This window comes from Tropicimonas sp. TH_r6 (assembly GCF_033101155.1).
Classification (GTDB): Bacteria; Pseudomonadota; Alphaproteobacteria; order Rhodobacterales; family Rhodobacteraceae; genus Tropicimonas.
On record NZ_JAWMPX010000022.1, the window covers coordinates 13,101 to 35,655 of the forward strand.

Here is a 22,555-nt window from a genome sequence, read left to right on the forward strand (position 1 = left end):
ACGTGTTTCAAGGCGGATGGATAGGATGGCTGGTGTGACACTGGGTGCTGACCTGATTTTCGTGATCGGTCTGGTTATTGGGGTGCTGGCCTTTCCAGCGCTTCTCTCGGCCTTTTCCGAAGGGAGGTCGCCGCGTGCGGCCGCCATCATGATCATGATCTGTGCCGGTTTGATCGCCACTGCGGTGCTCCAGAAGCCGGAAGGAAGCTATTCCATCGGCAAGATCCCGGAAGTTTTTACCAAGGTGATCGGCGACATACTGCGCTGATTGGGCGTCGGTTTGGCCGCCACGCTTCGCCTGGAGCGGTGCGTGGCGCCGTCGCCAGCGTCCGCCGCCGATTCGCAAGGCGACGCTCCGCGACGGCGTTTTCGTCCGGAGCAGGCTCGGTTTTTCCTGGGTGATCATGCGGAACATCGCTTTGCGGCCATGTCCGCCCGGGCGGAACGACCTGCACGGCGATTTCCCCTTGCCAGGAAGGCCGGCGCGGCCTATACGCCCGTCTTCAGCCGTTGCGGCGGGCCGAAAGTGGCATGCCTGTCGGGACGGAACGACCAAATCCAATAAAGGAGCTGGCAAATGCCCAAGATGAAGACCAAGTCCGGGGCCAAGAAGCGGTTCAAGGTAACTGCGACCGGCAAGATCAAATCCGCCCAGGCCGGCAAACGGCATGGCATGATCAAACGGACGACCAAGTTTATCCGGACAGCGCGCGGTACCACGGTACTTTGCGCGGCGGATACCAAGATCGTCAAAAAATACATGCCGTACGCGCGCTGAGGAGCTTGAGAAATGTCCCGAGTTAAAGGCGGAACCGTCACCCACGCTCGTCACAAGAAGGTCCTGAAGGCCGCGAAGGGCTATTACGGCTCGCGTTCGCGCAACTTCAAGACAGCCACGCAGGCTGTCGACAAGGCCAACCAATACGCCACGCGTGACCGCAAGGCCCGTAAGCGCCAGTTCCGTGCGCTGTGGATCCAGCGGATCAACGCCGCCGTGCGTTCGCACGACGAGGCGCTGACCTATTCGCGTTTCATCAACGGTCTGGCGCTTGCCGGTATCGAGGTGGACCGCAAGGTGCTGGCCGACCTGGCCGTGAACGAGCCCGATGCATTCACCGCGATCGTCGACAAGGCGAAGGCCGCGCTGGCCTGATCCTGTTTGGATCGGAAAGAAAATCGACCGCGGGCCGTTTGGCCCGCGGTTTTTTTATGCCTTCGCGAAGGCTTGGCCCGCTCGCTCTGCTCTGGATGTCTCGAACCCGGTGCTATAATGCTGCCCAGATTCGCCTCAAATTAGCTCTAATTTCTGGATAATTATTGCTAACTTTTTCGACTGTTTCGGTTTTTTACGAGTTTTCTGGGTGCGTGGGGCAATGGCCAGAATCAGCGAACTGCACTACTCCAACGCCTATGCGCGAAGCTCAGGCGTTTCCGAGTTTCTCGAAGTATCCCTGTCGGCGACGGAGGATGCGAGCGACTTTTCGGTTGTTTTCTATAATCAAGACGGCAATGCGGGACTGACGATCAATCTTGGCAGTTCCGGCCTGACACCGAGTTGGGATGCGGCGTCTCAGGAATGGGTCTGGGTCCTTTCGGCGGATGACTACGACTTCCTGCTGACCGACCCGGATTCCAACGCGAGCAACAATTATGAAGCGGCGGCGCTGGTCGATGTCTCGGACGGAACCGTACTCGACTTCTACGATATCGGTGGCGGAACACAGAACATCATCGCAACGGATGGTCTTGCCGCCGGCGCGGTCTCAGAGACCGTCGCTGTCCCGACCGGCCCGAACGCGGCGACCTACACGCTTCAGTTCAACCAGCCGAATCCAACGACTCCCGTTTATGAGGCCGTCTCTGCCGGATCCAGCGGCACGATCTGCTTTGCCGAGGGGACGTTGATCAAGACGCCGGATGGCGAACGCCCGGTCGAGACGCTTGCTGTCGGTGCAAAGGTGCTGACCGTGGACAGCGGTGCCCGCGCCATTCGCTGGACCGGGGCAAGGCGGGTTCCGGCCGAAGGCAAGCTGGCGCCGGTCCGGATCGCGGCGGGAACGCTCGGGTGTCAACAGGATCTGCGCGTTTCTCCGCAGCACCGGATCCTCATCGATACCCCGGAAGTGGAGCTGAAAACCGGCAATCGCGAGGCGCTTGTTGCGGCGACACATCTTGTCGATGGCAGGACAGTGACCCGGGAGCCCGGCGGAACGGTCACCTATTTTCACTTCATGTTCGATGGGCATGAGCTGGTCTGGGCAAATGGCGCGGTTGCCGAAAGCTTCTTCGTCTCCGAGCACAGCCTGAAGGCCATGCCGACGCCAATGCGCGAAGAATTCTCCGCGATCTTCCCGGAGTTGGTCACCGACGCGGGTGAGTTTGGCGAGGCCGCCCGCCCGATCCTGAGAGGTTGGGAAGCCAGGGGGCTGAACGTTCTGCACTGATCGGAGGCGCCTGCCCTTGCCTTCGGGGGCCGGTGTGATACCCCCTCGCCAAATCTTTGACGCCGGGGAGCCGCGCTCTCCGAACACGGGGAGTCAGCCATGAAAGAGCTGAGGCAGAAGTACATTGCCGCCATTTCCGCCGCCGCCGACGAGGCTGCGCTTGAAGCGCTCAGGGTCCAGGCCGTGGGCAAGAAAGGCGAAGTCAGCCTGAAGATGCGCGAGCTGGGCAAGATGACGCCCGAGGAACGGCAGGTCGCGGGGCCGGCGCTGAACGCGCTCAAGGACGAGATCAACTCCGCCCTCGCCGCGAAGAAGTCCGCGCTGGCCGATGCCGCGCTGGACGAACGTCTGAAGGCGGAATGGCTCGACGTGACGCTGCCCGCTCGCCCCGGGCGTACCGGCACGATCCACCCGATCAGCCAGGTCACCGAGGAGGTCACCGCGATATTCGCCGATATGGGCTTCGCCGTGGCCGAAGGTCCGCAGATCGAGGATGACTGGCACAATTTCGACGCGCTGAACATCCCGGGCCACCACCCGGCCCGCGCCGAGATGGACACGTTCTACATGTCCCGCAAGGAGGGCGACAATCGTCCGCCGCATGTGTTGCGGACCCATACCTCGCCGGTTCAGATCCGCTCGATGCTCAAGCAGGGTGCGCCGATCCGCATCATCGCTCCGGGCCGCGTCTACCGCGCTGATTACGACCAGACCCACACGCCGATGTTCCACCAGGTCGAGGGGCTCGCCATTGGCGAGGACATCTCCATGGCGAACCTGAAATGGGTGCTGGAGGAGTTCTGCCGCGCTTTCTTCGAGGTCGACAATGTCGAGCTGCGCTTCCGCGCCTCGCATTTCCCCTTCACGGAACCCTCTGCCGAGGTCGATATCCGCTGTTCCTGGGAAGGCGGCACGCTGAAGCTCGGCGAGGGCGATGACTGGCTCGAGATCCTCGGCTCCGGCATGGTGCATCCGAAAGTGCTCGAGTCTGGCGGGATCGACCCTGCGAAGTGGCAGGGTTTTGCCTTTGGCCTCGGGATCGACCGGATCGCGATGCTGAAATACGGCATCCCGGACCTGCGCGCCTTCTTTGACAGCGACCTGCGCTGGTTGCGCCACTATGGCTTCTCGGCGCTGGATGTGCCGTCGATTCATGCGGGTATCAGCCGGTAGGGACTGACAGAATCCGGGGCAGGCCATCGGCGCTCGCCCCGACACCTGCCCTGCGCTTCGCCCGTCTTTGCGATCTGTCTGTTAGCGCCCCGTGTCTTGACGCGCGGTCGCATCCCGCTAGGGTGCCGGAAAATCGCAATAAGGACAGGGAGATCCTCATGCCGCAGCGTCTGCATCTCGTCTTCGGCGGCGAACTCGTCGATCCGTCGAAAAACGTTTTCAAGAATGTCGACGATATCCATATCGTCGGCATGTTCCCCGACTATGCCACGGCGCATGACGCGTGGAAGGAAAACGCGCAGAAAACCGTCGACAACGCCCATATGCGGTACTTCCTCGCCCATATCCATCGCCTCCAGGACGAGGAACAGGAAGCTTCGACCACCGAGGAACTTGGCTGAGGCCAACCTTGGCAGCGATGACCCTTCCAAACCTCCGGGCGCGCCTGCGCAGCACGGCTGAAGCCCGCAAGCTCGCCCTCGTGGCGCAGCGCGGTGGCGAGGCGGGGCGCGCTGCGGCCGAAAGGCTCGGCCGCAGCGAACAGACGCGGCCGCCGGGGCCGTTGCTCTGGTGCCATGTGCCCGGAATGGTCGAACCCGGTGCGCTTGGTTCGCTGCGGGAGCGGCTGGAGGAGGACCTTGTCCGGATCACGCTCCTGGTGACCACGCCAGATGTGGACCGGTGCCGAGAGCAGGCCGAGGCGGAGGGGTTGATCTGTCACTACCAGCCGCTCGATTCCACGCGGGTCGCGCAACTCTTCCTTGATCACTGGCAGCCCGACGCGGCGCTCTGGTTCGAGCAGGCCCGGGATCCGTTGCTGCTGGAGGCATGTGCCCAGCGAGGTGTGCCCCTCTTTCTGCAAAATGCGGTGGCGCCGGTCTGCAGCACTGTCGGTCGCCGGAATCAGGAGAGGCGGCGATTTGGACTGTTCCAGCGCGTGTTCGCGCTCGACCCAACGGAATTCGAGGGAATCCGGGGACTTGGCGCGGTGCCGGCGCGGGTCGAGGTGACCGGACGCCTGACACGGATTGCACATCCGCCCTTCTGCCTTGAAGCCGAGCGCGCGGACCTTGCCGAGGCGCTGCGTGGACGCCCTGTCTGGCTCGCGGCCTGTCCCGATCCAGCGGAGCTGCCGGATATCCTGACAGCGCACAGGACGGCACGTCGCGTTGCCCACAGGCTGCTTCTCATCCTCGTTCCCCGGCATGAGGAAGAGGCGCCGGTGCTGGCCGCGAAGCTGCGGGCCGACGGCTGGAATGTTGCCCGGCGCGATGCCGACGAGGAGCCGGACGAGGCGACGGACATCTTCATCGGCGATTTCGCGGACGAGTTGGGCCTCTACTATCGGCTCGCCCCGATCACGTTCCTGGGCGGGACCCTGTCCAACTCCGAAGTGCCGGAGGCGGTACATCCGGCGACACTCGGCTCCGCGATTCTCGCCGGGCCGTTCTCCGGCAGTCAGGCGGAGACGTTGCGACGATTGCGGCGCGGCGGGGCGTGCCGGATGATTGCCGATGGCGGACGTCTCGGGCCCGCATTGGCCGAGCTGATGGCGCCGGAAAAAGCTGCTTTGCTGGCGCTCAATGCCTGGGATATCGCCTCGGATGGCAGTCCGGTGCTCGACCGGCTGGTCTCCGTCCTTCTGCCGGTGCTGCAAGCGGGGAATACGTGATGCGCGCGCCGTCTTTCTGGAACATGCCCGCCGACGCGCCGGGTGCGGTTGCCCGTTTGCTGGCGCCGCTGGGTGCGCTCTATGCCGCCGCGACCGCCCGCAGGTTGCGTGGAGGGCAGGGCTATCGCGCTACCGTACCAGTGATCTGCATCGGCAATCTGAGCGCCGGCGGGACCGGCAAGACACCGACCGTGCTGGCGCTGGCGCAGCGGCTGGGCGAAGGCGTGCATGTCGTCTCGCGCGGATATGGCGGAAAGCTGGAGGGGCCGGTTCGGGTTGATCCGGCGACCCATGACGCCGGGGATGTCGGCGATGAGCCGTTGCTCATCGCAGCATTTGCCACCGCCTGGGTCGCGAAGGACCGTGCGGCCGGCTTGCGGGCTGCGGAAGCGGCTGGAGCACGCTGGGTCCTGCTCGATGATGGGTTTCAGAATCCGTCGGTCGAGAAGACGCTCTCCATCGTCGTGGTGGATGCGGCACGGGGCTTCGGCAACGGGCGCTGCATTCCTGCCGGGCCGTTACGTGAGCCGGTCGAGGCGGGGTTGGCCCGGGCGGATCTGCTGCTTTCCATCGGTGCGCCGGAGATGCAGACGCGGTTCGACGCGGCCTGGGGCGCGGAGGTCTCCGAGGCGGGCGTGCCACTGGCGCGCGCCGCGCTTCAGCCGCTCCAGACCGGCATGGACTGGCCGGGGCTGCGGGTGTTGGCCTTTGCCGGGATCGGCTATCCGGAAAAGTTCTTCGCAACGCTGCGCGGGTTAGGCGCGGAGGTTCTGCGGGCCGAGGCGCTGGAAGATCACCAACCGTTGACGCCGGCGCTGATCACCCGGCTCGAGAACGAGGCGAAGCTGCTCGGCGCACAGCTCGTCACGACGGAAAAGGATGCCGTGCGTATGCCGGCATCCTTCAGGCGGACGGTGCTGACCGTCCCGGTGCGTCTGGAACTGGAGGACTGGGCGCCGCTGGAAACCCTGCTGGCGCCCCTTCGCTGAGGCTTATTCGGCGAGCTTCTCGTCGAGAATCTCGGAAAACTCCTTGTAGGACATGTTCGAGTATTTCTCGCCATTGATGATGAAGCTCGGCGTGGAGTTGATGTCATGCTCCTTCGAATTGGCTTCCCACCAGGCGACGAGATCCTGTGCCATGTCGGCATCCTGCAAGCAGGCATTCACCTTTTCATCGGTGAGCCCGGCCTTGCGGCCGATCTTGCGCAGGTTGTCGGCGATTTGCGCCGGCTCGCCGCTCGCCCAGGCCGAGATGTCCTCGAAAATCAGCTCCTGCACACCGAAATAGCGCATCGGATCACACCGCGCGACCATCGAGGCCCAGAGGCCAAACCGGTCGAAGTAGACATCGCGGAAGGTGAACTTAATCTTGCCGGGGTCGATATAGTTTTCGCGCAGCTCCTTGAAGACGGTCTGCTCGAAATTCGCGCAATGGCCGCAGGTGAAGGAGGCATATTCGATGACATGCACCTTGGCATCGGGATCGCCCAGCGACATCTCGACGACGTCGTGGCTGCCTTCTGCGATGGCCGCGCCGACCAGCGACGGCAGGTGGGACTGCGTGGAGGAGGCCTGCTGGCTCATCCAGTAGCCGACGCCTGTGGCAGTAACGGCGGCAAGGGCCGCCATGGTCAGGTAACGCTTCATTCGCGGGTCTCCGGTTAGGTCTTCCTGTTCTTGTTGATCACTTCCGCCCCGAGGGCTTCGAGCGCACGGCGCAGCCCGTCGTCGGCGACGCCATCAGCGAGGCTCTCGGCCTGTTTCACGCTGGCCGGATCGGGGCGCTTGGGCTTCGGCTTCTCAGCGGCGGCGAACTGCGCCTGGCCGTCGGCGAAGCCGGTCGGCGCGGTCTGGGTGAATCGCAGGCGGGCAATGGCGTTGTAGCCGTAGACCGCGTTGATCTTTTCGCGCAGCCGGGGCTCTTGCATTTGCAGCATGGGGCCTTGCGCGCCGGTCGTCAGGACGGTCAGCGTCGCGCCGAAACCGCCCTTGGAATAGCTCACGGCAACAGGCCGGGCGACAGCGGCGGTTTCTTCGCCAACGATCTCGGCCCAATGGGTCAGCAGGCGGGTCTCGGCGAAGCCACGGGTCTCTGTCGCCTTGCGAATCCGTTGCGAGAGCAGCGAAGACGTGCGCTCGAATCCGCGCTTGCGGCGCGGTGACTTCTCTATGTTGCCCTTTTGAACGGCCATAGCCTGACAATCCTTTCATTCCGGCCTATCTTACCTGCTTGTGCGACAGGGACCAGCGCTACGCTGCGTGGGGGTATAAATATTGCGTGACACGGAATTGACGGCGGCCGGCGGGGCGCTCCTGGACTGGTATGACGCCCATGCCCGCGAGATGCCCTGGCGGGTCGGGCCGGCAGCGCGGCAAGCAGGTGTCCAGCCGGACCCGTATCGCGTCTGGCTGTCCGAAGTCATGTTGCAGCAGACCACCGTGGCCGCCGTGCGCGCCAAGTTCCTGCGCTTCACGTTCCTCTGGCCGGATGTCCATGCGCTGGCAGCAGCCGACGAAGAGGCCGTCATGGCCGAATGGGCCGGACTTGGCTACTACGCCCGCGCCCGCAACCTGCACAAATGCGCCCGTGTGGTTTCGCAGGAACTGGGCGGGCATTTTCCCGACAACCGGGAGGCGCTGCTCAAGCTTCCCGGAATCGGCCCCTATACGGCAGCCGCCATCGCCTCGATTGCCTTTGATCGCGCGGATACGGTCGTGGATGGCAATGTCGAACGGGTCGTGTCGCGGCTCTTCTCGGTCGAGACGCCCCTGCCGACGGCCAAGTCGGAGCTGACCGAACTGGCCGCACGGCTGACACCGGGGGCGCGCCCCGGCGATCATGCGCAGGCAATGATGGATCTTGGCGCGACGATTTGTACGCCGGGTCAGCCGGCCTGCGGCATCTGTCCACTGGTCGGCCCTTGCGTCGCGCGCGCGTCCGGGCTTGCGCCGGAGCTGCCACGCAAGGCGCCGAAAACGCCCAAACCGGTGCGTCATGGCTTCGCCTATATCGTTCGTCGCGACGACGGGGCGTTGCTTCTGGAGCGCCGCCCGCCGCGTGGGTTGTTGGGCGGAATGCTGGCCTGGCCCTGCTCCGATTGGGGCGACTCGCCCGAGGAGGCGCCCCCGCTGGAGGCGGCGTGGCAAGCCGTTCCCGGCGAGGTCCGCCACACCTTTACTCATTTCCACCTGCGCCTGTCCCTGCGAGTCGCGGGGGTCAGCCATGACGCCCGGGTCGGACGGGGCGATTTCGTGGACAAAAGGGTTTTCCGCCCGGAGGCGTTGCCGACCGTGATGCGAAAGGTCTGGGCGATGGCGGAATCCACCCTGCCAGCTCTTTGATCCGGCAGGAAAAAGGCGTAACCTCGCGGCACCTTTTTCTGCCTGCAGGTCCGACGATGATCCCCTCTGCCGAAGTTGCCCGTCTCCGGAATGCGCTGCCGTTCTGGCTTTCGCTCCTCATGGTGCCACTGGCCCTGCTCGCGGCCACTCGCGGCGGTGTCTGGGTCTTTGTGCTGCCGCTTTTCTCCTGGGGGATGTTCTCGATCATCGACCAGATCACCGGGCTCTACGCGGAGAACGCAGATCTGGCCACCACGGACGATCAGCTCGTCTGGTATCGCCTGATCACAATGATCTGGTTTCCGATCCAGTTCGGAACGCTGCTCTGGTTGCTCTGGTACGTGCCCGGCGCGGCGCATCTCGGCTGGGGCGAGAAGCTCATGGTCTTCTTCGGCATGGGCGTCGTCTCCGGCACGACCGGCATCGTCTATGCCCATGAGCTCTTCCACCAGACCAACAAGCTCGAACGCTGGCTGGGCGATCTGTTGATGTGCTCGGTGCTCTACGGTCATTTCCGCACCGAACATCTGCTGGTTCATCATCTTTGGGTGGGAACCCCGCGGGACGCTGTGACCGCGCGTTACAACGAGGGCTTTCACCGCTTCTTCTTTCGCGTCCTGCCGGCCTGCTGGCGGTCGGCCTTCCGCGCGGAGATGGCGATGCTGGCCCGCAAGGGGCTGCCCTGGCACCACCGTTCCAATCCGTTCTGGCGTTACTGGACCCTGCAAACACTGTTTCTTGTGCTGGCGTTTCTGATCGGCGGCTGGGGCGGGTTGCTGCTGTTTTGCTGGCAGGCGCTGGTGGCGATCTGGCAGTTGGAGATCGTCAACTATGTCGAGCATTACGGGCTGACGCGGAAACATCTCGGCGAAGGGCGCTACGAGCACGTGCTGCCGCGCCATAGCTGGAATTCCTCGCACCGGGCGACCAATTGGCTGCTGATCAACCTGCAGCGCCACTCGGATCATCATTACAAGCCCATGCGCCGCTTCCCGCTGCTTCAAAGCTACAGCACTGACGAGGCGCCGCAGCTGCCCTATGGCTATCCGGTGATGACCTTTTCGGCGATGATCCCACCGCTCTGGCGCCGCCGCATGAACCCGAAAGTGCGCGCCTGGCGCAAGCAGTTCTATCCGGAGATCGAGGACTGGACGCCTTACAAATTCGCGACCAACCCGATGCCGCGAAAGAGCTGAGATGGGGCGGCATGGGCGCGTCAGCCTGATTTCTCGCACTTCAGAGCCCGGCCCCGACGTTGCCTACCGCCTCACCACGCGTCTCAAAAAAAGCCCCGCCATCTTTCGAGGCGGGGCAAGTCTGGTGTCGCTGTGTCAGGCCACAGGCACCGGCGGTAAGTCGTTGAAGCTCAGCTGGGACGGGCTTGCATCTCGGCGCGGATCTGCTGCCGCAGAACGTCGATCGACACCGGCTTGCCGTCGCGCTTGAAATGCCAGTAGGTCCAGCCGTTGCAGGAGGGGGCGCCTTCCAGTGCAGCACCGACCTGGTGGATCGAGCCCTTCGTGTCCTTGGAGATCAGCGTGCCATCGGCGCGGACTTTCGCCGCCTTGCCATTGGCCGAGGTCAGCATCTCGCCGGGGCGCAGCATGCCGCGCTCGACCAGTTGGCCAAAGGGCACGCGCGGTTCGGCGCGCTTGGATGTCGTGACCTTGAGGGCGTCGCTGTCAAGCATACGTACATTGTCGATGCGGGCCGTCGCGACCTTGCGATAGCTCTCCTCGCGTTCGATGCCGATGAAGTCGCGACCAAGCATCTTGGCGACGGCGCCGGTTGTCCCCGTGCCGAAGAACGGGTCGAGGACCACATCGCCGGGGTTGGTCGAGCCGATCAGAACGCGGTGCAGCAGCGCTTCGGGCTTCTGGGTCGGGTGGGCCTTGTCGCCCTTGGAATCCTTGAGGCGCTCGCCGCCATTGCAGATCGGGATCACCCAGTCGGAGCGCATCTGGATGCCTTCATTCAGCGCCTTCAGCGCCTCGTAGTTGAAGGTGTATTTGCTGTCTTCCGACTTGCCGGCCCAGATCATCGTCTCATGGGCATTGGTCAACCGCATACCGCGGAAATTCGGCATCGGATTGGACTTGCGCCAGACCACGTCGTTGAGGATCCAGAAGCCCGCGTCCTGAAGCTTGGAGCCGACCCGGAAGATGTTGTGATAGGAACCGATCACCCAGATCGCACCATTGGGTTTCAGGAGGCGTCGCGCCTCGGCCAGCCAGGCTTCGGTAAAGCGATCATAGGCGCCGAAGGACGAGAAGCTGTCCCATTCGTCATCCACCGCGTCGACAAGTGAATTGTCCGGGCGGTGAAGATTGCCCTTGAGCTGGAGATTATAAGGCGGATCGGCGAAGATGAGGTCAATCGAAGCGTCAGGGAGCTTCTTCATCTCCGCGATACAGTCGCCGGCAAGGATCGTGTTCAGCGGCAGCGCTTTCTGCGCCACCTTGGTCTTCATCTTTGTCATTTCTGCCTCGTCCCGCGCCCTGTTGAGATGGGCGTCATGTTGTGGACAGAATGAGTCAAAGGCGATTCGCCGTCAAATTCTTTATTGAATCAAAGGCTTGTCGAATTCCCTTGATACAAGATGTTGCGGACGGGCGCGAAGGAACGTCTATGATGTGGGGTCACCCCAAGATCTCGGAGTGCCTTTTTGTGCACAGCTGTCGGGTAGCCCGCATTGGTCTCCCAGCCGTAGCCGGGATGCTGTTGCGCCAAATCCACCATGAGGCGATCGCGCGCCACTTTGGCCACGATCGAGGCGGCGGCAATCGACAGGCTCTTGCCGTCGCCCTTGACGATTGTTCGCCCGGCGCAGGGCAATTCGACCGGCATTCTGTTGCCATCGATCAGCGCCATTCCGGGCAAGGCGGGGAGCTGGGCCAGCGCACGCTCCATCGCGAGATGAGAGGCGCGCAGGATGTTCAGCGCGTCGATCTCCTCGACCGAGACATGGATGATTGCAACCTGAGCGGAGGTGTGGATCGCCTCGGCCAGCGCCTCGCGCTTCGCCTGGGACAGCTTCTTGGAATCGTTCAATCCCTCGGGAATGTTGGCGCGGTCGAGTACCACGGCGGCGGCTGTCACCGGTCCCGCCAGCGGGCCACGGCCGACCTCATCGACACCGGCGACGATGCCATGCGCCTCGGCCCAGGCGGTTTCTTCATAGGAAAGATCGGGTGTCATGGATGCCAGTGACCGCAGGACGCGGCCGGATGCAAGGGCGAAGGGGTCAGGCGGCGCCGCTCTGACCGGCCTCCATGGCGCGCCGTAGGGCAGGGCGGGCGCGCATCCGCGCGAAGTAGTCCGCAAGCTGCGGCTCGACGATGGCGAAACGGGCGACCTGCGCCCAGATCCCGCAATGGGTGAGGATGATGTCCGGGACCGTCATGGTCTCGCCCATCAGGTAGGGGCCGTCGGCCATACGGGAGACAAGCGTCGTCTGGCTGCGCTCGAATTCCCATTTCAGGCTTTTCTTGATCGCGCTTTCGCGTAGCTCCTCGGGAAGGACGAAACTGTGGCGTGCCGCCATCCAGAGAGCGGCGTCGAACTCGTCGAGCAGGAATTGCGTAAGGCTGTCCTGTCGGGCGCGGTCGAGGCTGCCGGCGGGAAAGGTCAGGGCGCCATGCCGGTCGGCGAGGAAAGCGAGGATGGCGGTGGAATCGGTGATCGGTGTGTTTTCGGCAACAAGAACAGGGACCTTGCCGGTCGGGTTCAGGGCAACGACATCGGCAGAGCGCGGGGCCGCCGCGACATGTTCATAGTCGAGCCCGAGTTCCTCAAGCGCCCAGAGTACCCGAAGCGTACGGCTCTTGACGCTGCCGATAACCTTGTACATTTCCTGATCCTCCCGCGTTCGGACCAAGCTGGCACGGGGCGTGCGGAGGGTAAAGGCCGAAATGTCGCAGGGGCGGCGCGTCAGCGGCCGTGGGATTTGAGCATGGCGAGGCGGAGGAACATTCGTTCGACCAGCGCCATTTGCGGTGCGGTCTGCCCGCCTGAGCGCAGCGAAAGATCGGTATCGACAAGGATCGTCAAGGCGGTTTCCAGCTTGCGCAGCCCCCAATCCTGGGCCTGCCGGATCATGCGGTCGCGGCGCGGGCCGAAGATTGGCGGACGCTGGCGGGCAATGCCGGCGGCGGGGCCCTTGGGGTCGGCGCTCGCGGCATGCAGCGCGCGGAAATGGCGGGTCGCGAAGATGACCAGCGTGGTGGGATTCTCGCCCTGACCGTCGAGCTTCTGCATCAGCGGGCCGATCTCGCGGTGGCGTCCCTCGGCCACGGCGCGCAGCAGGTCATCCACGGCGGCTTCGATGGTGGCCGGGGCGAGATCGGCGATCTCTGCGCTCACCAGGGGCGTTGCGTCACCGATCTTGTAGAGCGCGAGCTTTTCCAGGGTCTGGCGAAAATCGCCCGGATCAAGCGCACGGGCGAGGGCTTCGAGATCGGCCATGGCTGTCGGGTCGATCTCTTTCATGCCGGCCCGTTTCAGTTCCGTCTCGATCTCGGCGCGGCTTGGCGGGTCGTCATAGATCGCCGCGCAGAGCGCGTTCTTGTGGGCTTCGAAGAGCTTGCGCAGCTTGGAGCTGGCCTTGAGCTGCCCGGCCGTGGCAACGATCATCGCGTCGCCGGGGTGCCATTCCTCCAGCGCGGATTTCATCGCCGGGGTCTGGCTGTCAGTCATATCCTCGACCAGCACGGCGCGTTGACCGGGGAAGAACCCCGTCGCCTTGACCGCGTCGAGCAGCGCGGCCCCGTCGCGGCGCAGCTCGGCGCCGTTCATCCGTGTGAGCCGCATCTCGTCATCGCCATTGGGCCCGATCAGCGCCGCGACGAGGTCCTGCCGTTTGAGCGAAACCCGCATCGCGTCGGCGCCGTAGATCAGGACCCCGGCACGTTTGGGGTCGGGTTTTGCGAAGAAGGCCGTGGCGTCGCGCGGGGAGAGTTTCACGGAAGCCAACTCGGCGCGGTGGCATAGAGGCGGCTGACCACCTCGTCCGCCATCAGGATCATCAGCCGCTCCCGGGCGTCGGTCTGCGAGGCCCGGGTGGCGACGGTGGTGCCGATCGCGGAATAGCCGGTGAAATTGCGCACCATGCCGCTGGTCAGCACCTCATTCGTGTTTCGGTCGACAACGCTGTAGGTCAGCCGGCCTTTCAGGTGGTACCGATAGGTGGAGTTGCTCGGCGTCTTGGCGAGGCCCTCCGAACTCAGATTCATGCTGTAATTCAGCTGATAAGGTGCGGCGTCGTTGCGTCCGAGACGGTCTTCGATACGGTCTACAAAGATAAAGCTTTGCTTGTTGGAGGCGGCTTTGGGCAGTATCTGGCCGCGCAAGCTGTCACCGGACTGGCCGGGCGCATAGGCTGGCTGGAAGCCGCAGCCGGCCAGCAAGCCGACGGCGGCAAGACCTGCCAGGATCTGCCGGCGGTCAGACCACGACATTGACGATCCGCCCGGGCACGACGATCAGTTTTTTCGGCTGACCACCATTCAGCGCCTTCACGACGGCCTCATGCGCCAGCACCAGCGCTTCAACGGACGGTTTGTCCGCATCCTTGGCAACCTCCAGTTCGCCGCGCCTCTTGCCGTTGATCTGGATCGGAAGGGTGATCGTGTCCTCGACCAGCATTGCGGGATCAGCTTTTGGCCAGGGCGCGCGGGCGACCAGCCCTTCGCCGCCGAGCAGCGACCAGATCTCTTCGGCCAGGTGCGGGGTCATCGGCGACATGAGCTGCGCCATGACCCGCATTGCCTGCGCCTTGGCGCCGGCGCTGGCCTTGGATTTGGCGACCGTGTTGGTGAAGCCATAGAGCTTGGCGATGGAGGTGTTGAAGGCGAAGCCTTCGATTCCGTCAGTCACATCGGCGATGGCGCGATGCGTTGCCTTCTCAAGCGCGACATCCTCCGTGCCGCCTTCGGGCACACCGGCCTCGGCCAGCTCAAAAGCGATCCGGAAGACGCGGCCGAGATGCTTGTAGGCCGCCTCTGCGCCGGACGCGGTCCATTCCACGTCCCGTTCCGGCGGGCTGTCGGACATCACGAACCAGCGCGCGGTATCGGCGCCGTATTTGGTGACAATATCGACCGGGTCGACCACGTTCTTCTTGGATTTCGACATCTTGGCAGAGGGAATCACCTCCACCGCCTCGCCCGTTGCGGTCACGGTCACGCCGGTCTCGCCCCGCTCGACATCTTCGGGCAGGTGATAGACCGGGCGGTCATTCTCATCGCGGGTCAGGTAGATCTCATGCGTCACCATCCCTTGCGTGAAAAGCGCATTGAACGGCTCCTTGCATTTCTCGGGCAGGTGCCCGGTCAGGTGCATCGCGCGGGCGTAGAAGCGCGAATAGAGCAGATGCAGGATCGCGTGTTCGATGCCGCCGATATACTGGTCGACATTCATCCAGTAGGAGGCTTCCTCGGCCACGGTCGGCGTTTCGGCGCGCGGCGCGGTGAAGCGGGCGAAATACCAGGACGAATCGACAAAGGTGTCCATCGTGTCCGTCTCGCGCTTGGCAGGCTTGCCGCAGGACGGGCAAGGCGTGTCGCGCCAGGTGGGGTGGCGGTCCAGCGGGTTGCCGGGCACGGAGAAGTCGATCGGCGTGCCGCCCTCGTCATAGGGCAACTCGACGGGCAGGTTCTCGCGCTTCTCCGGCACCACGCCGCAATCTTCGCAATGCACGACCGGAATCGGGCAACCCCAGTAGCGCTGGCGAGAGAGGCCCCAGTCGCGCAGACGGAACTTGGTCACGCCCTCGCCCAACCCCTTCCCGTCGAAGAGATCGATGGCGGAGGCGATTCCCGCCTCGCCGGTCTGCTCGGAAGCCCCGGCGAAGCCTTTGACGTAATTCACCTTCTCCGACTTCAGTGGCACATAGGCCTCGCCGCCATCCTCGGGGGACTCGAAATCGGCCGCCGGGTCCAGCGGCGCGTAGGTCGAGACGACGGGCAGGTTATACTTGCGGGCGAATTCGAGGTCGCGCGCGTCATGAGCCGGGCAGCCGAAAATGGCGCCGGTGCCGTAATCCATCAGGATGAAATTGGCGACATATATCGGCAGCTCCCAGCTCGGATCCAGCGGGTGGCGGACCGTCAGGCCGGTGTCGAAGCCACGCTTCTCGGCCTTTTCCAGTTCTTCTTCCGAGGTGCCCATGCGGCGGCACTCGGCGCAGAACTCGGCGATTCCCGCGTTGTCCGTTTCCAGTTCCCTCGCCAACGGGTGATCGGGCGAGATGCCGACGAAGCTCGCGCCCATCAGCGTGTCTGGGCGGGTCGTGTAGACTTCAACCTTTTCAAAGCCTTCAGGGGCATCCACCATGTCGAAGGCGAATTGCAGCCCGCGGCTCTTGCCGATCCAGTTGGCCTGCATCAGGCGCACCTTTTCGGGCCAGTCCTCCAGCCCGTCCAGCGCGTCGAGCAGCTCTTCGGAGAAATCCGAGATCTTGAAGAACCATTGCGTCAGTTCCTTGCGCTCGACCAGCGCGCCGGAGCGCCAGCCGCGCCCCTGTTCGACCTGCTCATTGGCGAGCACCGTCATGTCGACCGGGTCCCAGTTGACCACCGCGTTCTTGCGATAAATCAGGTCCGCTTCCAGCATGTCGATGAACATGCGTTGCTGCTGGGCGTAGTATTCCGGGTCGCAAGTGGCGAATTCACGGCTCCAGTCGATGGACAGGCCGAGCGGTTTCATCTGGCCGCGCATGTCGGCGATATTGCCGTAGGTCCAGTCCTTCGGGTGGCCACCAGAGGCCATTGCTGCATTTTCCGCCGGCATCCCGAAGGCATCCCAGCCCATCGGGTGCAACACGCTGAAGCCACAGGACGATTTATAGCGCGCGATGACATCGCCCATGGTGTAGTTGCGCACATGGCCGATATGGATGCGTCCCGAGGGATAGGGGAACATCTCCAGCACGTAGTATTTCGGCTTTGCGGGGTCGCGAACGGCCTTGAAGACGCCGGCATCATCCCATGCGGCTTGCCATTTCGGTTCGATGACGGATGGGTCCAGGCGGGACATGCTTACCTCGGCTCACGGAGTGTTCTTTCCGCGGCTTGATAAGCCTGTGCCCGTCCAGCGTCCAGTGCGGCTTTGCGGTCTCAGAGCGCGGTGTGCTTGATCCGCAGTTGCCGCGCGCGAGAAAGAATCGCGTCTTCCACCGCGCGGACCGTGTCGGGATCGGCCGGGCCGGAGCGGGTGTTGAGCGAGACCTTGAGCGAGCGCGCGTCCAGCGCGGGGTCCGTTATATAGACAGTCGCACGATAGGACCGTCCGCCGCCCGGCGGCGTGCCATAGCCGGTCACGAAGACGCCGGAGAAGGCGTCGATGCGCTCGACGGGCAGGAAGTTCAGGATGTCCAGCGAGGCGGCCCAGAGGTAGCGGTTGACCTCGAGGCTGGTATTGGGGTCGTCGAGATTGGTGAACAGGTCCCAGATGGTCTCCCGGTCGTTCCCATCATTATCGACATACGGATTGAACTCGTCGGGCAGGTCGTTCGGGTCAACATCTGTCGAGATCCCGCCTCCCCAGCCGCAACTCGAAAGAACAGCAACCAAGGCCAGCACCGACGCGATGCGAGTTCCACGTGCGAAGGTCATGCCCTTTGCCCCCAAAAACAACGTTTCGGCTGTGTCTAGCCGAGCCTACACGGCCTCACAAGTCCTTAGAGGATCGGCGAGCTTTCGCCACTGTGGCAAAGCTGCACCAAATTGCAGAACCGCAATTCGCCGCGCCAACCCCAGCTTGCAATCGAGGCGCTGCGGAGCGAGACATCCTTCATACCCAATTCGGATTCCCGAGTTGAGGTGAACTCTTGAGATACACGAGGGAAAACGATGAAAAAGGTTCTTCTCACTTCGACCGCTCTGGTCGCCTTTGCTGGCGCCGCTGCTGCTGAAGTTTCGCTCTCCGGCTGGGCCGAGATGGGTGTCATTGGTGGTTCGGACATCACCAGCCAGTTCTTCAACGACGTCGACGTCGACTTCACCCTCTCCGGTGAAACCGATGGCGGCCTGACCTTCGGCGCCAACGTCGATCTCGACGAAGCCGGTGACAACCTCGGCAACGAGACCGACGATATGGGCATCGACGTGTTCGTGTCCGGCGAGTTCGGCACCGTGACCCTGGGCGACACCGACGGCGCTCTGGACTGGGCCCTGACCGATCCGGCAGGCGTTGGCAGCCCCGGCACGATCGCTGATGACGAAACCGCTCACTGGGGTCGTCAAGACACCTACCTGGACGGTTCGTATGACGGCCAGATCCTCCGCTACGACTACTCCTATGAGGACTTCGGGTTCGCGATCTCCATCGAGCAGGACGACACGTCCGACTACGCGCTCGACGAACAAGACCGCGACGCCTACGACTACCTCTGGGCCATCGGTGCCAAGTGGTCGCCGGAACTCGGCGCTGGCCTGCTCAAGCTGGGCATTGGTTACCAGGAAGGTGACTTCGGCGAAGTCGGCTTCGGCCTGACCGACCAGATGGTCGACGACCTGTCCGAAATCGTTGCTGACGCTTCCGAAGAAGACCAGGACGCTCTGTCCGCCATCTTCGGCTTCCGCGCCAACAGCGACGAAGCTGACGAACTGACGGTTGCTCTCGGCGAGAACACCAAAGTTTGGGGTCTCTCCGCTGCTTACGAGATGGACAACGGCTTCTCGGTCGGTGCTGTCTACTCGCAGTGGGACGGCGACAATGTTGAAGGCGATCACTGGGCCATCGGCGCCGGTTACACCTTCGATGCCTTCACGATCCACGCCAACTACGGCGAGCACTCCTTCGAGGGTGACTCCGGTGGTGAGCTCGACACCGACGGTTACGGTGTTGCTCTCGGCTATGACCTCGGTGGCGGTCTGTCGATCCTCGGCGGCTACGGCAAATCCGAGTACGACATCAAGGTTGGCGACGTCGACGCTTCCGACGACTTCGACACCTGGTCGCTCGGCCTGTCCATGTCCTTCTGATCTCCGATCAGATACAGTTTAGGAAAGAGCGGGCTTCGGCCCGCTCTTTTCTTTTTGTGGGTCCGGGTGATAGCAGGGGGTGACGACCAAGGGGACGAACCAGGATGCTGCCACTCAATCCCGCCAAACTCCCGGAACAGGTGCAGAAAGCCCGCAAGCTGCAGGCAGCCGGCCGCCTCGGCGAGGCAAAGGCGCTCTATGAAAAGCTCATGCGGATTGCGCCGGCGCGGGTCGAGATTCCGTTCCAGCTTGCCGTCATCGCCTGGCAGCAAGGCAACGAATCCCATGCCATTGAGCTTCTACGAAAGGCGCACAGCCTGCGCCCGGACGAGCCGCGCATTCTCAAGGCGCTGTCGGACCGGCTTTTCGATCTGGGAGAATCGCGCGAGGCGTTGGAGATCGACACGGCCATGATCGAGACCGCGCCGCGCGATGCCGGCCTGCGGATCGATAAGGCATTCAAACTTCAGTTGCTCGGAGAGTTCGACGCGGCGGAATCCGAACTCTGGATGGCGATCAAGCTCGATCCCACGCGCGGCGAGCCCTACCGGATGCTGGCGCGCAATCGCAAGATCGAGGCCGGGGACCCGTTGATCTCGAAAATGCGCAAGGCGCTGGAGCAGAAGAAGCTGCGGCCGGGCGCGCGCGAGGAGATCCAGTTCGCCATGGCCAAGGCGATGGAAGACAGCAAGCAGTATGACAAGGTGTTTCGCTATCTGCGCCCTGCAAACGAGGCGATGAAGACGCGCTATGCTTACCGAGTGCAGGAGCGATGGGACGAGGTCGAGGCGCTGATCGACTCCTTCCGGGGCTTCGATTTCACGCCGCCGCCGGCGTCGGAAGACGGTTTCGCGCCGATCTTTGTCACCGGCCTTCCACGTTCGGGCACAACGCTTGTCGAGCGCATCCTCGCAAGCCATTCCGAGGTCAGCGCGGGCGGCGAGATGCCCTTTGCCCTGCGCAGCACCTATCAGGTGACACGGACGGCGACAGCGACGTTCAAACCGATGTCCCAGATCACCCCGGCTGAGCTGGACCGGATCGGAACGACATATGAGGGTCTTGTCCGCAAATCGGTACAGTTCGACAGGATCGTGACCGACAAGGCTATCCAGGCGCATCTGGCGATGGGGCTCCTGAAGCAGGCCATTCCCGGCGCGCGCTTCATAGTCGTGCGCCGCGATCCGCGCGACGGCCTCTACTCGATTTACAAGAACATGTTCGCCCATGGTACGCACAGATATGCCTATGATTTCGAAGATCTTGCCTCCTACTACGCCACTTTTCTGAAGATCCTTGATTTCTGGCGGGAGGCGATGCCGGGAGGATTCCATGAGGTCCAATACGAGGATCTGGTCGCCGATCCGGCGCCGCAGACGCGGGCCCTGATCGCGGCGGCCGGCCTCGATTGGGAAGATGCGTGCCTCAGGTCGCATGAGTCGAAGGGGGCGGTCTCGACGCTCTCGATGCAGCAGGTCCGACAGCCGATCTACCGCAGTTCGGCGGCGGCCTGGCGTCGCTATGAGAAGGATCTTCAGCCATTGATCGAAGCGCTTGAACGAGAAGGATGCCTGTAGGATGAGTCTGGGCGAGATACGCGGGAAGATTGCGACGGCGGAGAATGCGTCCGGTCGGCCGGATGGGTCGGTCAAGCTCATAGCCGTGTCGAAGGTGCAGCCGCTGGAACGGGTCGAGGCGGTTCTGGAGGAGGGCCACCGGGTCTTTGGCGAGAATCGCGTTCAGGAGGCGCAGGGCAAGTGGCCTGGTTTCAAGGAACGGTTTGACGGGGTCGACCTGCACCTGATCGGACCGCTTCAGACCAACAAGGCCCGCGCCGCGCTGGATCTTTTCGACGTGATCCACAGCCTGGACCGGCCCAAGCTGGCATCCGCGCTGGCCCGTCTGGCGCAGGAACTGGGGAAATGCCCGCCGCTCTTCATTCAAGTCAACACCGGCGAGGAACCGCAGAAAGCGGGTGTGCTGCCCGCCGATCTCGACGGTTTTGTCGCGGAATCGCGGGGGATGGATCTGCCCATCCGGGGGCTGATGTGCATCCCGCCGGTCGAGGAAGAGCCGACGCTGCATTTTGCCTTGCTGGCGAAGATGGCGGCGCGGAACGGGCTCGAAGGGCTCTCCATGGGGATGAGCAGCGATTTCGAGCGCGCGATTGCGCAGGGCGCGACGCATGTGCGGATCGGTTCGGCCATCTTTGGCGCGCGCGATTACAGCTAGTGCCGGCATCGACAGTCCGAGACCGGAGCCCGGTTGATCGGGGCCCCGTTCTGGTCGTGGTGTGAGATTGCCTATCCCAGTTTCCGAACGGCGCGTGTTCCATTTGTGACCGTCACGGTCTTCTCCGCCTCGAGCGAGCGGGCCAGCGAGGCAAAACGCGCGGCGGCAACCTCGCCGAAGAGCGCCGCGCTGTCCGGCGGCAGGCGCAGTTCCAGCGTGCGCTTCTTCGGGCGGTAGTTCAGCGTGCCCATCCCGTCCGGATTGGCGAAGGAGAACATCGCGCCGAAACGCAGCGCCTTGCCCAGCACCTCCGCTTCCTTGATCTGCTTCTCGCTCAGAAGGCCGAGGAGCGGGGCGAAGCGGTCGTCGGGGCGGGCGTTGCGGTAGCGATGGGCCAAGGCAAGGCCGAGATAGATCCGGCCAGGATGGTCGATCCCACCAAGATTGCCACGCGTAGCGCTGTCGAAACAGACCTCGGCGCGGTAATCGGGATGGGCACGCCAGTTGACGTCATGCAGCAGGCAGGCCGCCTTGATCCAGCGCGGGTTGCCGACCGGTTTCTTGAAAAGCGGCGCGATGAAGTCGAACATGATCCGGCCGAAGCCGGGGATGCGTGCGGAGGTGTCCTGGGAGTGGCGCGCGGCCTCGATCAGCGGGTCGCGGCAGCGGATGCGCTGCGGCATCTGTTCGTAGAGCAATCCCTCGCGGATACCGTAGCCGGAGGTGACGATTTCGCGGATCCTGAACCGCGCCATCAGCCGGCGCAAGACCTCCCCCGCCATCGGCACCAGCGAGATCCGGGCCATGGAGAGGCGGGCGCTTTTGCGCAGCTCCTCGAGATCCTGCCCCTCAATCCACTCCAGCGTCGCGCGAACGGACTTCGGTGTCATTCGGTAGTCATGCAGCACCGAGAGCGGGTAATCCTGCCGGATCATGTCGAGCCGTGCTATCGCCCGCCAGGAGCCGCCAACGAGATAGAGCCGGTCATGCCGCTCTATCTTCTCGGCCAACTCGTCGAGGACCTGCTTGATCTCGCGGTCGCGGCGTTTCCGGCCGCCCTTCATCGTTTCCAGCCGCAGCGGGCCGAGCGGTGACGTCGCCCGTTCCCAGACGCGTCCGCCCTCGACCCGGGCCAGTTCCATCGAGGATCCACCGATATCGCAGACCAACCCCTCGGCCGACGGCCAGCCCAGCAGCACGCCCTGTGCCGAGAGCCGTGCCTCCTCCTCGCCATCGATCACGTGGATTGCCTGGCCTGTCTCGCGCTCGACCTCGGCGCAGAAATCCGCGCCGTCCTCGGCCACGCGCACCGCTGCCGTGGCCACCGCCGTCAAAGGTGGAATGCCCATGCCGCGCGCGAGGGCCACGAAACGCCGGATCGAGGCCAGTGCCCGGTCTCGTCCCTCCGGGTTGAGCCGACCGGTCTGGTCCATGCCGGCGCCAAGCCCGGCCATCACCTTCTCGTTGAAAAAATAGGCCGGGCTGCGCGCCGCGCCGTCGAAGACGACAAGTCGGATCGAGTTGGACCCGATATCGATCACTCCGACACGGGCCAGCGCCCGCGCGGCCGGGTCCTCGAAGATCGGCCTTCCGAAGGGGCCCCAGTCGCTTTGGGCCTCGGCCATCGCTTCGTCCATATCGGTCTCCGTCTGCCAATGTCCCGACATTGCTCACTTTCGGCAGGTCAGGTCAATGACGCGGAAGGAA

Annotated in this window: 23 protein-coding genes; 13 read left to right on the forward strand and 10 right to left on the reverse strand. The window is 63.7% G+C overall.

The window, feature by feature from the left end; all coding sequences use genetic code 11:
- Positions 1 to 34 precede the first annotated feature (34 nt).
- From R3X27_RS18500 to lpxK, 8 genes are all read left to right on the forward strand, one after another.
- A complete protein-coding gene (locus R3X27_RS18500; protein WP_317710365.1) occupies positions 35 to 268 on the forward strand; it encodes a hypothetical protein in 234 nt (77 codons plus the stop codon).
- A 309-nt stretch (positions 269 to 577) separates the two neighbouring features.
- A complete protein-coding gene (rpmI, locus tag R3X27_RS18505) occupies positions 578 to 778 on the forward strand; it encodes a 50S ribosomal protein L35 (protein ID WP_317710366.1) in 201 nt (66 codons plus the stop codon).
- 12 nt (positions 779 to 790) lie between these two features.
- A complete protein-coding gene (gene rplT / locus R3X27_RS18510) occupies positions 791 to 1,153 on the forward strand; it encodes a 50S ribosomal protein L20 (RefSeq protein WP_317710367.1) in 363 nt (120 codons plus the stop codon).
- Positions 1,154 to 1,373: 220 nt separating this feature from the next.
- Complete coding sequence (locus tag R3X27_RS18515) at positions 1,374 to 2,444, forward strand: Hint domain-containing protein (protein WP_317710368.1); 1,071 nt, start codon at positions 1,374 to 1,376, stop codon at positions 2,442 to 2,444.
- Between the two features lie 99 nt (positions 2,445 to 2,543).
- Entirely contained in the window at positions 2,544 to 3,617 is a 1,074-nt protein-coding gene (pheS, locus tag R3X27_RS18520) for a phenylalanine--tRNA ligase subunit alpha (protein WP_317710369.1), read from the forward strand.
- A 158-nt stretch (positions 3,618 to 3,775) separates the two neighbouring features.
- Positions 3,776 to 4,018, forward strand: a complete 243-nt coding sequence (locus R3X27_RS18525; RefSeq protein WP_317710370.1) for a DUF4170 domain-containing protein — start codon at positions 3,776 to 3,778, stop codon at positions 4,016 to 4,018.
- A 17-nt stretch (positions 4,019 to 4,035) separates the two neighbouring features.
- A complete protein-coding gene (locus tag R3X27_RS18530; protein ID WP_317710371.1) occupies positions 4,036 to 5,289 on the forward strand; it encodes a 3-deoxy-D-manno-octulosonic acid transferase in 1,254 nt (417 codons plus the stop codon).
- Entirely contained in the window at positions 5,289 to 6,278 is a 990-nt protein-coding gene (gene lpxK, locus R3X27_RS18535) for a tetraacyldisaccharide 4'-kinase (protein WP_317710372.1), read from the forward strand. The genes R3X27_RS18530 and lpxK overlap by 1 nt, the downstream gene beginning before the upstream one ends.
- Before the next feature lie 3 nt (positions 6,279 to 6,281).
- Here the strand turns inward: lpxK and R3X27_RS18540 are convergent, their stop codons facing one another.
- The gene (locus R3X27_RS18540; RefSeq protein WP_317710373.1) at positions 6,282 to 6,938 is read right to left on the reverse strand and encodes a DsbA family protein; all 657 of its coding nucleotides are present in this window, start codon (positions 6,936 to 6,938) and stop codon (positions 6,282 to 6,284) included.
- A gap of 14 nt (positions 6,939 to 6,952) precedes the next feature.
- Positions 6,953 to 7,483 carry a DUF721 domain-containing protein gene (locus tag R3X27_RS18545; protein WP_317710374.1) on the reverse strand — a complete coding sequence of 177 codons (531 nt, stop codon included), beginning with the start codon at positions 7,481 to 7,483 and terminating at the stop codon, positions 6,953 to 6,955.
- Positions 7,484 to 7,565: 82 nt separating this feature from the next.
- On the opposite strand from R3X27_RS18545, the gene mutY reads away from it, so the two are divergent.
- A complete protein-coding gene (gene mutY / locus R3X27_RS18550; RefSeq protein WP_317710375.1) occupies positions 7,566 to 8,633 on the forward strand; it encodes an A/G-specific adenine glycosylase in 1,068 nt (355 codons plus the stop codon).
- A 56-nt stretch (positions 8,634 to 8,689) separates the two neighbouring features.
- Positions 8,690 to 9,829, forward strand: coding sequence for an alkane 1-monooxygenase (locus R3X27_RS18555; RefSeq protein WP_317710376.1), 1,140 nt, complete (start codon positions 8,690 to 8,692; stop codon positions 9,827 to 9,829).
- A 170-nt stretch (positions 9,830 to 9,999) separates the two neighbouring features.
- On the opposite strand, the gene R3X27_RS18560 is transcribed toward R3X27_RS18555, so the two are convergent.
- From R3X27_RS18560 to R3X27_RS18590, 7 genes are all read right to left on the reverse strand, one after another.
- Entirely contained in the window at positions 10,000 to 11,112 is a 1,113-nt protein-coding gene (locus R3X27_RS18560) for a site-specific DNA-methyltransferase (RefSeq protein ID WP_317710377.1), read from the reverse strand.
- An 89-nt stretch (positions 11,113 to 11,201) separates the two neighbouring features.
- Positions 11,202 to 11,831: a ribonuclease HII gene (locus R3X27_RS18565; protein WP_317710378.1), complete on the reverse strand. Its 630-nt coding sequence runs from the start codon at positions 11,829 to 11,831 to the stop codon at positions 11,202 to 11,204.
- A 46-nt stretch (positions 11,832 to 11,877) separates the two neighbouring features.
- The gene (locus tag R3X27_RS18570; RefSeq protein ID WP_317710379.1) at positions 11,878 to 12,483 is read right to left on the reverse strand and encodes a glutathione S-transferase family protein; all 606 of its coding nucleotides are present in this window, start codon (positions 12,481 to 12,483) and stop codon (positions 11,878 to 11,880) included.
- Between the two features lie 80 nt (positions 12,484 to 12,563).
- A complete protein-coding gene (gene holA / locus R3X27_RS18575) occupies positions 12,564 to 13,595 on the reverse strand; it encodes a DNA polymerase III subunit delta (protein WP_317710380.1) in 1,032 nt (343 codons plus the stop codon).
- On the reverse strand, positions 13,592 to 14,089 hold the full coding sequence (lptE, locus tag R3X27_RS18580) for an LPS assembly lipoprotein LptE (protein ID WP_317710381.1): 498 nt from the start codon (positions 14,087 to 14,089) through the stop codon (positions 13,592 to 13,594). Before lptE ends, holA begins: the two co-directional genes overlap by 4 nt.
- Positions 14,076 to 16,667, reverse strand: a complete 2,592-nt coding sequence (gene leuS / locus R3X27_RS18585; RefSeq protein WP_317710382.1) for a leucine--tRNA ligase — start codon at positions 16,665 to 16,667, stop codon at positions 14,076 to 14,078. Before leuS ends, lptE begins: the two co-directional genes overlap by 14 nt.
- 80 nt (positions 16,668 to 16,747) lie before the next feature.
- Positions 16,748 to 17,245: a DUF3576 domain-containing protein gene (locus R3X27_RS18590; RefSeq protein ID WP_317710383.1), complete on the reverse strand. Its 498-nt coding sequence runs from the start codon at positions 17,243 to 17,245 to the stop codon at positions 16,748 to 16,750.
- A gap of 237 nt (positions 17,246 to 17,482) precedes the next feature.
- On the opposite strand from R3X27_RS18590, the gene R3X27_RS18595 reads away from it, so the two are divergent.
- The 3 genes from R3X27_RS18595 to R3X27_RS18605 all read left to right on the forward strand — a co-directional run bounded on the left by R3X27_RS18595 (position 17,483) and on the right by R3X27_RS18605 (position 20,848).
- The gene (locus tag R3X27_RS18595) at positions 17,483 to 18,616 is read left to right on the forward strand and encodes a porin (protein ID WP_317710384.1); all 1,134 of its coding nucleotides are present in this window, start codon (positions 17,483 to 17,485) and stop codon (positions 18,614 to 18,616) included.
- Between the two features lie 104 nt (positions 18,617 to 18,720).
- Entirely contained in the window at positions 18,721 to 20,193 is a 1,473-nt protein-coding gene (locus R3X27_RS18600; protein WP_317710385.1) for a tetratricopeptide repeat-containing sulfotransferase family protein, read from the forward strand.
- Position 20,194: 1 nt separating this feature from the next.
- Positions 20,195 to 20,848: a YggS family pyridoxal phosphate-dependent enzyme gene (locus tag R3X27_RS18605; RefSeq protein WP_317710386.1), complete on the forward strand. Its 654-nt coding sequence runs from the start codon at positions 20,195 to 20,197 to the stop codon at positions 20,846 to 20,848.
- Positions 20,849 to 20,919: 71 nt separating this feature from the next.
- On the opposite strand, the gene R3X27_RS18610 is transcribed toward R3X27_RS18605, so the two are convergent.
- Positions 20,920 to 22,515, reverse strand: coding sequence for a Ppx/GppA family phosphatase (locus tag R3X27_RS18610; RefSeq protein ID WP_411572513.1), 1,596 nt, complete (start codon positions 22,513 to 22,515; stop codon positions 20,920 to 20,922).
- Positions 22,516 to 22,555: the final 40 nt, after the last annotated feature.